Below are 11,454 nucleotides of genomic sequence, written 5' to 3' on the forward strand. Positions count from 1 at the left end.
GTGTTGAGCCTGGTGATGAGGGGGGTGATGGTGCGTCCCTCGCGTTCGGCGGATTCCCAGTCGCGGGGGCGGAGCTGGTACTTCTCGCTGTGGAGGTATTCCTCGCTGCCTTCGCGCAGGGGGGTGTTCTCGCAGAGTTCGTAGCCGCTGTAGATGCCCCAGGAGGGGGAGAGGGTGGCGGCGAGGACGGCGCGGACCTCGAAGGCGGGGCGGCCGCCGTGCTGGAGGTAGGCGTGCAGGATGTCGGGGGTGTTGGCGAAGAAGTTGGGCCGCATGGAGGCGGCGGCGTCGCCGGAGAGTTCGGTGAGGTAGTCGGTGAGTTCCTGTTTGGTGTTGCGCCAGGTGAAGTAGGTGTAGGACTGCTGGAAGCCGATGTCGGCGAGGGTGCGCATCATCGCGGGGCGGGTGAAGGCCTCGGCGAGGAAGATGACGTCGGGGTCGGTGCGGTTGATGTCGCCGATGACGCGTTCCCAGAACACGACGGGTTTGGTGTGGGGGTTGTCCACCCGGAAGATGCGTACTCCGGTGTGCATCCAGTGGCGCAGGATCCGGCAGGTCTCGGTGGTCAGGCCGTCCATGTCGGCGTCGAAGGCGATGGGGTAGATGTCCTGGTACTTCTTCGGGGGGTTCTCGGCGTAGGCGATGGAGCCGTCGGGGCGGTGGTGGAACCATGCGGGGTGTTTGTGGACCCAGGGGTGGTCGGGGGAGCACTGGAGGGCGAAGTCGAGGGCGACCTCGAGGCCGAGTTCGCGGGCGCGGGTGACGAAGCGGGTGAAGTCCTCCAGGGTGCCGAGCCGGGGGTGGACGGCGTCGTGGCCGCCTTCGGGTGAGCCGATGGCCCAGGGGACGCCGACGTCGTCGGGTGCGGCGTCGAGGGTGTTGTCGGGGCCCTTGCGGAAGGTGGTGCCGATGGGGTGGATCGGGGGGAGGTAGACGACGTCGAAGCCCATGGCGGCGATCGCGGGGAGGCGGCGGGCGGCGGTGGTGAAGGTGCCGTGCGGCTGTTCGGGGGTGCCCTCGGAGCGGGGGAAGAACTCGTACCAGGAGCCGTAGAGGGCCCGCTCGCGTTCCACCAGGAGAGGGAGCGGGTCGCTGCTGGTGACGTGTTCCCGCAGTGGATGGCGGGCCAGTACCGCGTCCACCTCCGGCGTCAACGCCCCCGCCAGCCGGGTGGCACAGGGCAGGGAGTCGTCGCGCAGCGTCCGGGCCGCGGCCAGGACCACGTCCTGGCCGTCGCCCCGCGGCACGCCGGCGGCCGCCCGCTCATGGAGGTCGGCGCCCTCCTCCAGGACCAGGCCGGTGTCGATGCCCGCCGGAACCTTGATGCCGGCCGTCCTGCGCCAGGTGGTCACCGGGTCGCCCCAGGCCTCGACGCGATAGGTCCACTGTCCCGGGCCGTCCGCGGCGACCTCGGCACCCCACCGGTCCGAGCCGGGCGCCAGTTCCCGCATCGGGGTGAACGGACCCGGACGCCCCTCGGGATCCTTCAGCACCACGTTGGCCGCCACCGCGTCGTGCCCCTCCCGGAACACGGTGGCCGTGACCTCGAACGTCTCGCCCACGACGGCCTTCGCCGGCCGTCTGCCGCAGTCGACGGACGGCCGGACGTCCCGTACCGGGACACGACCGATGGTCCGGGTCGTCTTCATGGGTCTTCACACCTCCGCCGTGCTCGACGCCCGGGCGTGCGCCCGGGCGTGGGACCAAACAGCGGCGGGAAGGTCACTGCCTTCCCGCCGGGGAGCGCCGCTCGGCGGCCGGTGGGCCCCGGCGGGCCGTGGCGGCCGGACGGGGCCGGTCGTTCTGTTCCTGCAAGTAGGTGATGACGGTGCTGCGCAGATACCGTTCCGCGGCGTCCGCCGCCTCCCGCGCGCAGCGCTTGCCCATCAGCACGCAGAGCGTGTAGCCGGAGTCCTCGAAGGTGGCCCGCACCGTGTGGTCGGTGGGGGCCGCCAGCATCACGCGTTCCCAGGCCCGGTAGCGGCGCAACTGCCGGGCAACTTCGGCTTTGGCGGGTAGCAGCATGCGCCGTTCACCTTTCCGGGGCTCGATGGAGGCGCGTCGTCCCGACGGTCGGGCGGGACCGTGCGCACAGATGCACGGACCCGTAACGGCGATCGAGGTCTTCACACATGGTGCACGGGTGGTGACCCGGCGTCTTGTTGGCTTTTCAATCACCTCGGCGGGTCGGCTCACCCGCCCTCTCGCGCTCAGTTGTCGCACCAGTCGCCTCAGCTGTGCGCTCGTGTTGCACGAATGGACCAACCCCCTCACCCTGAAGGTGACTCAGAAGCGACACCCGCTCACGTTCCGTGTCCGGGGGCTCGCCCCACAGGGGCGAGGAGGAGCGAGAGCTTCGCGGTGAGGAGCCGACGACGATGAAGACCGCAGTGCCCTGCTACTACCACCTCGACGTGGAAGTCAGCCCCGAGAAAGTAGGACAGGTCAGCCGCATACTGGCCGCTCACCTCCGGTTCTGGGATCTGGAGAACCTGGTGGAGACCGTCTGCGGCGGCGCGGAGATGCTGCTGCGCGCCATCGACGAGCACGCCACCGACAAGAACACGTCGATCGAGATGTGGTGGAACGGCCAGCACCTCATCACGGCCATCGGGGACCACAACCGCGCCCTGCGTCCCGACCAGGAGCTGCGCGGCTGTCTCGAGCACATCGCGGCGAGCAGCGACGGCTGGGGCTGCTGCGCCACCGAGACCGGCAGCAAGGTCATCTGGTTCTCGCAGCGCGCCCGCGCCGGTGAACGCGTCCCCCTCGTGCCCACCGGACCCGACCCGCGCGAGAGCGAGGGCCTGGACCTGCCCCGCGAGCTGAGCGTCACCCTGCTCGCCGGCCGGGTACGAACACCGGGCGGCCTCCTGGAGGAGGTCCGGTGACCCGGCGACAGACCCGGAAAGGGGCGCCCGCGTGGAGCGGGCGCCCCTACCCGCTGGGTGCGGCCCATGACGGCGAGGGCACCAACTTCGCGCTGTTCAGCGAGGTCGCCGAAGGCGTCGAACTGGTCCTGGCCGACGACGACGGACGGCACCGCACCGTACGGCTCACCGAGGTCGACGGATTCGTCTGGCACGGCTACCTCCCCGGCATCGGCCCCGGACAGCGCTACGGCTACCGCGTCCACGGACCGTGGGACCCCGCGTCCGGTGACCGCTGCAACCCGGCGAAGCTGCTCCTCGACCCCTACGCCACCGCGGTGGACGGACAGATCGACAACCACCCCTCGCTGTACGAACGCGACCCGCACGGACCCGACCGGGCCGACAGCGCCGGCCACACCATGCTCGGCGTGGTGACCGACCCGGCCTTCGACTGGGGCGACGACACCCCGCCCCGCCGCTCCTACTCCGACACGGTGATCTACGAGGCCCACGTCAAGGGCCTGACCCGCACCCACCCGGACGTCCCCGACGAACTCCGGGGCACCTACGCCGGGCTGGCGCACCCGTCCGTGGTCGAGCACCTGACCTCGCTGGGCGTCACCGCCATCGAACTGATGCCGGTCCACCAGTTCGTCCAGGACGGTGTGCTGCAGGGCCGCGACCTGGCCAACTACTGGGGATACAACACCATCGGCTTCTTCGCCCCGCACAACGCCTACGCCGCCCACGGCACCCGCGGACAGCAGGTCACCGAGTTCAAGAACATGGTGAAGACCCTGCACGCGGCCGGGCTCGAGGTGATCCTGGACGTCGTCTACAACCACACGGCCGAGGGCAACGAGAAGGGCCCCACACTCTCCTTCCGGGGCATCGACAACTCCTCGTACTACCGCCTGGTCGACGGCGACTGGCGCCACTACTACGACACCACCGGCACCGGCAACAGCCTGCTGATGCGCCACCCCTACGTACTCCAGCTGATCATGGACTCGCTCAGGTACTGGGTCACCGAGATGCATGTCGACGGCTTCCGCTTCGACCTCGCCGCCACCCTGGCCCGCCAGTTCCACGAGGTGGACCGGCTGTCGGCGTTCTTCGACCTGATCCAGCAGGACCCGGTGATCAGCCGCGTCAAGCTGATCGCCGAACCCTGGGACGTCGGCGAGGGCGGCTACCAGGTGGGCAACTTCCCACCGCTGTGGTCGGAGTGGAACGGCAAGTACCGGGACGCCGTACGGGACTTCTGGCGCGGGGAGGAGCACACGCTCGGCGAGTTCGCCTCCCGGCTGACCGGATCGTCCGACCTGTACGCGCACAACCGGCGCCGGCCCCGCGCCAGCGTCAACTTCGTCACCGCGCACGACGGTTTCACTCTGCGCGACCTCGTCTCCTACAACGACAAGCACAACGACGCCAACGGCGAGGGCAACCGGGACGGCGAGAGCGACAACCGGTCCTGGAACTGCGGCGCGGAGGGCCCCACCCGCGACCCGGCGGTCCTCGAACTGCGCGCCCGCCAGCAGCGCAACTTCCTCGCCACGCTGCTGCTCTCGCAGGGCATCCCGATGCTCTCCCACGGCGACGAACTCGGCCGCACCCAGCGCGGCAACAACAACGCGTACTGCCAGGACAACGAGATCAGCTGGATCGACTGGCGGCTCGACGACGAGCAGCGCGCTCTGCTGCACTTCACCCGCACGCTGATCTCCCTGCGCGTCACCCATCCGGTGCTGCGCCGCCGCCGCTTCTTCCGGGGCGAGACGGTGCGCCACGCGGACCAGCCGCTGCCCGACCTGGTGTGGCTGCTGCCCAACGCGCACGAGATGACGGACGACGACTGGCAGCGCTCCGACGCCCACTCGGTCGGCGTGTTCCTCAACGGCGACGCCATCGCCGAACCCGGACCGCGCGGCCGGCGCCTGGTCGACGACTCGTTCCTGCTGCTCCTCAACAGCCACTGGGAGCCGGTCCGCTTCCGGCTGCCCGACACCTCCTACGGCGAACGCTGGACGGCCCTCGTCGACACCGCCGACCCGGAGGGCACTCCCGACGAGGCGGAACGCAAGGCCGGCACCACCCTCACCGTCGACGCCCGGAGCCTGGTGCTGCTGTCCCGCCCGTCCCGCACGCCCGGCTGACGGTCGGGCCCGGGAAGGTCAGCGCCCGCGGCGCGAGGTCACCGTGAACTGGGCACCCTCGTTGTCGCGGAGCACGGCCTCCTCGGGGCCCTCGGAGAGCACACTCCCGCCGTGACGTTCGGCGGCGCGGGCGCAGGCCGCCACGTCCTTCACCGTGAAGTGGACCTGCCAGTGCGGCCGGATCGCCGGGTCGGGGGCCGATCCCAGCGCCCCCGACTCGATGCGCGCGACCACCTCACCGCCGGTGCGCAGCACCACTTCCTCGCCCTCGTAGTGGACCTCGCAGTAGCCGGGCCCGGTGGACGCCCAGTCGAAGACCTCGCCGTAGAAGATCGCGGCGTCGAAGGCGTCCCGGGTGTGCAGCCGGATGAACGCGGGCTGCGCCCGGTGCCAGGCGCGCCAGTCGCTGAACAGCTCGCCCTCCCACACCCCGAACGTCGCCCCGTCCCGGTCGGCCAGCAGAGCCGCGCGCCCGGGCGGCAGGGAGAGGGGGCCGACCGCCGACGTACCGCCGCGCTCCTGCACCCGGGCCGCGGCCTCGTCGGCGCTGCGTACCGCGAAATACGGGGTCCACGCCACCGCCATCTGCCACATCCCGGCGACGGCGGCGATCCCGGCCACCGGACGGCCGTCGGCCAGGGCGACCCGGAACCGGTCGCCGAGGCGCATGGGACGCCACTCCCAGCCCAGCACGGCACCGTAGAACTCCTCGGTCGTCCGCACGTCGCGGCTGGTCAGGCTCACCCAGCAGGGCGCTCCGTAGACGGAGTGCGTCGAGAAGACTTCCGTCGCGGCGGAGGAGGGCATGTCGTGGTTCATCGCAGTCGTGTCCTGATCTCGTCGGCCGGCAGCCATCCGGATGGCACCAGTGTCAGCCGGGTACCGGCCCGGGCGCCTGCCGGGTACCCCGGCGGCGGCCCCGAAACGGTGACCCCGTACGCTCCCGGACCACCCGGGTGGCACAGGGCGGCACCAGTAGCGACGATGGATGGATCGGACACTGGGTGAAGGCACTCAAGCACTATGCGAAGGCGCCACGAGAGCGGCACACCGGACCCGGAGGTGACCATGCCCACGGACGGGGGCGCGGACCGGATTCTGCAGCTGGAGGAGGAAGTGCAGCAGCTGAAGGACGCGGTCGTCTCGCACGCGGTGGTGGACCAGGCGATCGGCATGATCGTCGCACTGGGCAGGGTCTCGCCCGACCAGGGCTGGACGGTGCTCAGGGAGGTCTCCCAGCGCACGAACATCAAACTCCGCAACGTCGCCGACATGATCCTGGTCTGGGGGCGCACCGGTCTGCTGCCCGCGGAGGTGCGCACGGTCCTGGAGGAGGTCCTGGACCGCCTCGGCCCCATCCGCCTCCCCGACACCCCACCGCGACGGGAGCGCTGACTGCCGGACGCGCCCGGGGTGACCACGGGTGCGGAGCACCGACCGCAGGCTGCGGCAGCGGCGCGGACTGTGCGGCCTCGGCTCGGTCCGTGTCCCCGGCCCGTCACCGGAGCGCGGATCGCGCCGGGCACGACCGGGGAGCCGGCCGGGAGTCCGGTCCGGCGCGCGGATGGCCGGGCGCGGTGGAAGCGCCGATCGCGGGTGCGGTCCGGCGGTCCGGGTGCTGAGGGCCGAGCGTGGGCGCGGCCGGAGTACTGACGGCCGGGAGCGGTTCAGGGTGCCTCGGACCGCAGTTCCTCACGGAGCCGGGTGAAGCAGCCGCTGAGGAGCCGGGAGACATGCATCTGCGAGATGCCGAGCTGCTCGGCGATCCCGCTCTGTGTCATCCCCTTGAAGAAGCGCAGGTAGAGGATGAGCCGCTCGCGCTCCGGCAGCGCCTCCAGACAGGGCCGCACCGCCACCCGGTCGACGACGGTGTCGTACGCCGGGTCCGGGCCGCCGAGCGCGTCCCCGAGGGCGTACCCGTCGGTGCCCGGCATCTCCGCCTCCAGCGACAGCGCGGAGAAGCACTCCAGCGCCTCGGTCCCGGTGCGCACCTCGTCCTCGGTCAGCTGCGCGTACGCGGCGATCTCGGCGACCGTGGGCGCCCGGCCCGGGGTCGTCTGCGCCAGTTCCTTCGCCGCGTGCCGCACACGGTTGCGCAGGTCCTGGACCCGGCGCGGTACGTGCAGGGTCCACATGTGGTCGCGGAAGTGGCGCTTGATCTCACCGGTGACGGTCGGCACGGCGTACGCCTCGAACGCGTTGCCGCGTGCCGGATCGTAGTGGTCGACGGCCTTCACCAGGCCGAGGGCCGCCACCTGGTACAGATCCTCCAGGGACTCGCCGCGGCCGCGGAAACGGACCGCGATCCGCTCGGCCATGGGCAGCCAGACGGTGACCAGCCGTTCGCGCAGCAACCGGCGCTCGGGCCCGTCGGGCAGCCCGGCCAGACGGGCGAAGTCCCCGGCCGTGTCGGGAGCGTCGTCGTGGGAGTGCGGCTTCCTGGGACTGATGGTACGCATCACGCGCACCTCCCTGAGCGGGTGCCGGATGGACAGACCCCGTGGGAAGCGGCGGCTCGGACCGGGAAAGGCCCGGGGCCGGCGAGCCGGATCCCACGGACGTGCCTCCTGTCCGAAGCACTGCACATTCCATTCCCCGTGTCCCGCCCTTTCAAAACGGCATCCGTAATTCACCCGCACCGCATTGCGGAGGGGGTACGTTCTGGGATCGCGGGAATTCACTGAGTGAAATCCCCGTCGGCAGGTCGGTCCGCGGCGCCGTGCCCTGCTCCGCGGAGTGCCGCGGCGGTACGCCGGTGATCACGGCGGCGGACGTGATGTGCGGCACGCCGCGGCCGGTGCCCCGGAGGGCCGGCCGGGGATTCCTCCTGCGCAGCGCTTGATCGCTCACCGGCCCGGGCGAACCGCCTGTCCACAGCGCATTCCGCTCATTTGACAGTGCGCTGAGCCCCCGGATAGGAAACAGCGGACAGAAGTCGAAAGGTGCACTGTGTACGAGCCGAACGTGGTCGGGGACTGGCAGGAGTACGGCGAGCAGGCCGGCCTGCGCGTCCGCGTCCACCGTCTGGAATCGGGCGAACCGCCACGCGGACGGGACGACGCCGCCGACGGGCTGACGTACTTCAGTGTCCGCGTGACCGTCGAGAATCGCGGCAACCGGCCTTTCTGTATTCATCTGGAGGACGGCCAGTTCGACATCCGGACCGGCCCCGACGGCGAAAGCGCGTTCATCGACTGGCGCAACTCGCAGTTCATCGAGGGATTCGACGTCCACCCGTTGCGCCGCGTCACCGCGGTGCTCTACGCGGCCGGCCCCGAGACGTCCCTGGGCCAGGTCGACGTCCAGGTGCAGCTGCGGGCGGACGAGGAGTGGGCCGCCCGCCGGCTGTGGACGGGCGGCGTCGGGGTGCACGAGGGTGCCGCGGGGACGCCCGTGGGCGCGTGCCGGGACAGCCTCGCCCAGCAGGTGAGCGTCTTCCTCCAGGAGCAGGCGGAGGAAGGGACCTCCTGAGCGGGCGTCAGTGCGGGATGCCGTCGATGATCTCGCGGGCGCCCTGACGCAGCAGGGCCACGGCGACCGAGGTGCCGAGCGTGGCCGGATCGAGCCGGCCCGCCCACTCGTGCGCGTTCAGCCGCGTCTTGCCGTCCGGGGTGAAGACACAGGCGCGCAGGGACAGTTCGCCCCCGTGGTCCTCCCGCGCGTACCCGGCGATCGGGCTGTTGCAGTGACCCTGCAGCACATGCAGGAACATGCGTTCGGCGGTGGCCTCGCGGTGGGTGCCCGGATGGCCGAGGGCGCTGACCGCCTCGATGAGCGGGGTGTCGTCCTCGCGGCACTGCAGGGCGAGGATGCCCGCGCCGATGGGCGGCATCATGGTCTCGGGGGAGAGCACTTCGCCGATCACGTCGGTGCGGCCGATGCGTTCCAGGCCGGAGAGCGCGAGCAGCAGGGCGTCCGCCTCACCGTCCGCGAGCTTCCGCAGCCGCCGGTTCGCGTTGCCGCGCATCGGCACGCACCGCAGATGCGGGTGGGTGGCGGCCAGTTGGGCGGCGCGGCGCACCGAGGACGTGCCGACCCGGGTCCCGGGTGGGAGCTCGTCCAGGGTGAGCCCGGCGGGATGCACCAGCGCGTCACGGATGTCGTCGCGCCGCAGGAACGCGGCGAACACCGTGCCCGCCGGAAGCGGCCGGTCGGCCGGCACGTCCTTGACGCAGTGCACGGCGACGTCCGCCTCGCCCGCGAGCAGCGCGGCGTCCACCTCCTTGGTGAACGCGCCCTTGCCCTCCACCTTCGACAGGTCGCCCAGCCACTTGTCGCCGGTGGTCCTGACCGGCACGACCTCGGTACGCACACCGGGCAGGGCGGCGGTCAGTTCGGCACGCACCCGCTCCACCTGGGCGAGCGCCATGGGCGAGTCACGGGAGACGATGCGGATCGTCGCGGGGATCGGCATGGCGACACGATAGACCCTCGCACCACGCCGCCGGCGCCGGAAGCGCCGGAAGCGCCGGAAGCGCCGGAAGCGCCGGAAGCGCCGGACGGCGCTCCCGGCGTCAACACGCCTGCCGCGGTCAGCCGTTCGGGTCGAACGGGATGCCCGACGGCTTGGCCTCCGCGAGATGGGAGGCGAAGCTGCCGTCCTTGAGGCCGAAGTGGGCGCTGCCGAAGTCGTGGGAGACGAGCCGGTCGCGCAGTCCCGCCGGGTAGCCCTCCCAGCCGACCAGCGCCGGGTACTGCCAGTTGCCCCGGTGGTTCTCCGGCGGTTCGTCGCCCGCGCTCGCGAGGCGGAAGCAGTGGGTGCCGATGCCGTCCTTGTGGTACACGATCTTGGGGTGCGTGCCGTCGAAGCGCACCGCCGACCGCGCGTGGACCGAGAACGAGCCGTGGTTGGACGTGGCGACGTACTGGGCGGTGCCGTCCCGCACCCACACCACGACATGCTCCCAGTCGTGGCGGTGGCCCCCGAGGCCGATGCCCGGCAGGGCCTGGTCCTTCTCGAAGTACAGGGCGTAGACGACGGCGCACCAGCCGTTGTTGCACTTGGCGCGGGCGTAACCGTTGGTGCTGTCCAGGTCCGAGGCGTCGCGGCAGTTGCCGTTGAGGGCGCCGGTCGGCTTGAGGCCGGGGTTGACGGCGCCGTCCGGGCCGATCGCCGCCGTGGGGTAGCAGCCGTCCGTGTCGTAGTCGTAGGCGGGCTGGAAGGTCTGCTCCAGGGTGTCGGCACTGGCGGGCAGGGCGGGCGGAGGGGCGGCGAAGGCGGTGGCGGGGAAGGCGATGACGAGTGCGGCGGCGCCGGCCAGACCGGTCAGCCATCTCCTGCGGTGCGTTCGGAACCTGCTCGACGGCACTGCGTCCTCCTCTTGGCCCGGGCACGGCCAGGCCGCTGTGGGGGTGGGGGAGTTCAGCATCCCGGCTGGACGTATACATGCCAAGAGGGTGCAGGCGTACCGCTGGTGAAGCGTGGCGCAACAACCGTGACGCCGGGCTCCGGATCAGACCATGTCGTCCGGAATGTCCGCCGCCGCCTCCTCGGGGGCGAGGTCCGGTCGCAGACGCAGCCAGGACGGCTGGCGCAGCATGCCGTCCCGGGTACGGGTGCTGTAGCGCACCTCGCCGACCAGCCGGGGTACCACCCAGCGCGCGCCGGGGACGGCCGGTACCGGGTCGAAGGGGCACACGTCGGTGGCCGCCGCCCGCAACAGCGCGGCGAGTTCGGCGCGTTCGGCCTCGCTCCAGCCGGTGCCCACGCCGCCGACGTACCGCAGCCGTCCGCCTGCCCGCTGGCCGGCCAGGACCGCGCCCGGTAGTCCGCTCAGCCGCCCCTTGCCGGGCAGCCAGCCGCCGACCAGGACGTCCTCGCTGCGCATGTTGCGGATCTTGATCCAGGCGCGGGAGCGCACGCCCGGCTCGTACACCGAGTCCAGCCGCTTGCAGACCAGGCCCTCGAGTCCGTGCTCGAGGGTGGCCCGCAGCGCCTGGGGGCCGTGGCCGACGATCGCGGACGGCGTGGACCAGGACGGCCCGTCGAGACCGAGGTCCAGCAGCGCCTCGCGGCGCCGGACGTAGGGCAGCCGGAGCAGTGACCGGCCGTCCAGATGCATCACGTCGAACAGCACCAGACGGACCGGGACCGCCGCCGCCCGCCGGGCCGCCCTGCCGGGAGCGTGCGCCAGACCCATGCGGGACTGGAGCAACTGGAAGCTCGCCCGGCCGTCCGCGTCCAGGGCGAGCACCTCGCCGTCCAGGACCGCGGGCCTGGTGCCGAGGGCGGTGGCCAGTGGGTGGAGTTCCGGGTACGCGCCGGTGATGTCCTGGCCGGAGCGGGCCCGCAGTGCGACGGTGCCGTCTCCGGGGAGGTAGGCCACCGCCCGCTGCCCGTCCTGTTTGGTCTCGTAGGCCCAGCGGGCGTCCGCCGCCGGGGGCGGCAGCGAGCCGGGCGTGGCGAGCATGGGCGGGATCAG

At 71.7% G+C, this 11,454-nt stretch carries 11 protein-coding genes; 4 read left to right on the plus strand and 7 right to left on the minus strand.

The window, feature by feature from the left end:
* A partial coding sequence (locus tag B9S61_RS24545; protein ID WP_103544190.1) for an alpha-1,4-glucan--maltose-1-phosphate maltosyltransferase occupies positions 1-1,649 on the minus strand: 1,649 nt, incomplete at its 3' end.
* Between the two features lie 73 nt (positions 1,650-1,722).
* Positions 1,723-2,025: a DUF5133 domain-containing protein gene (locus tag B9S61_RS24550; protein ID WP_103544191.1), complete on the minus strand. Its 303-nt coding sequence runs from the start codon at positions 2,023-2,025 to the stop codon at positions 1,723-1,725.
* A 353-nt stretch (positions 2,026-2,378) separates the two neighbouring features.
* Between B9S61_RS24550 and B9S61_RS24555 the strand changes: the two genes are divergently transcribed.
* Positions 2,379-2,891 (plus strand): pep a2, encoded by a 513-nt coding sequence (locus B9S61_RS24555; protein WP_103544192.1) that lies wholly within the window; start codon positions 2,379-2,381, stop codon positions 2,889-2,891.
* On the plus strand, positions 2,888-5,032 hold the full coding sequence (glgX, locus tag B9S61_RS24560; RefSeq protein ID WP_103544193.1) for a glycogen debranching protein GlgX: 2,145 nt from the start codon (positions 2,888-2,890) through the stop codon (positions 5,030-5,032). Before B9S61_RS24555 ends, glgX begins: the two co-directional genes overlap by 4 nt.
* A gap of 18 nt (positions 5,033-5,050) precedes the next feature.
* Here glgX and B9S61_RS24565 read toward each other — a convergent pair whose 3' ends face one another.
* Positions 5,051-5,851 (minus strand): VOC family protein, encoded by an 801-nt coding sequence (locus tag B9S61_RS24565; protein WP_181007508.1) that lies wholly within the window; start codon positions 5,849-5,851, stop codon positions 5,051-5,053.
* 243 nt (positions 5,852-6,094) lie between these two features.
* Here B9S61_RS24565 and B9S61_RS24570 point away from each other — a divergent pair, with 243 nt between their 5' ends.
* Positions 6,095-6,427 carry an ANTAR domain-containing protein gene (locus tag B9S61_RS24570; protein ID WP_103544204.1) on the plus strand — a complete coding sequence of 111 codons (333 nt, stop codon included), beginning with the start codon at positions 6,095-6,097 and terminating at the stop codon, positions 6,425-6,427.
* A gap of 272 nt (positions 6,428-6,699) precedes the next feature.
* Here B9S61_RS24570 and B9S61_RS24575 read toward each other — a convergent pair whose 3' ends face one another.
* The gene (locus B9S61_RS24575) at positions 6,700-7,491 is read right to left on the minus strand and encodes an RNA polymerase sigma factor SigF (protein WP_103544195.1); all 792 of its coding nucleotides are present in this window, start codon (positions 7,489-7,491) and stop codon (positions 6,700-6,702) included.
* Between the two features lie 490 nt (positions 7,492-7,981).
* On the opposite strand from B9S61_RS24575, the gene B9S61_RS24580 reads away from it, so the two are divergent.
* Positions 7,982-8,503 carry a hypothetical protein gene (locus B9S61_RS24580; RefSeq protein WP_103544196.1) on the plus strand — a complete coding sequence of 174 codons (522 nt, stop codon included), beginning with the start codon at positions 7,982-7,984 and terminating at the stop codon, positions 8,501-8,503.
* A 7-nt stretch (positions 8,504-8,510) separates the two neighbouring features.
* Here B9S61_RS24580 and hemC read toward each other — a convergent pair whose 3' ends face one another.
* The 3 genes from hemC to B9S61_RS24595 form a co-directional block, all read right to left on the minus strand.
* Positions 8,511-9,446: a hydroxymethylbilane synthase gene (gene hemC, locus B9S61_RS24585; RefSeq protein WP_103544197.1), complete on the minus strand. Its 936-nt coding sequence runs from the start codon at positions 9,444-9,446 to the stop codon at positions 8,511-8,513.
* 118 nt (positions 9,447-9,564) lie between these two features.
* Complete coding sequence (locus B9S61_RS24590; protein ID WP_258039836.1) at positions 9,565-10,341, minus strand: NPP1 family protein; 777 nt, start codon at positions 10,339-10,341, stop codon at positions 9,565-9,567.
* 144 nt (positions 10,342-10,485) lie between these two features.
* Positions 10,486-11,454, minus strand: a 969-nt coding sequence (locus B9S61_RS24595) for an ATP-dependent DNA ligase (RefSeq protein ID WP_258039837.1), incomplete at its 5' end; no start/stop codon positions are given.

This window comes from Streptomyces sp. SM1 (assembly GCF_002910825.1).
Classification (GTDB): Bacteria; Actinomycetota; Actinomycetes; order Streptomycetales; family Streptomycetaceae; genus Streptomyces; species Streptomyces okerensis.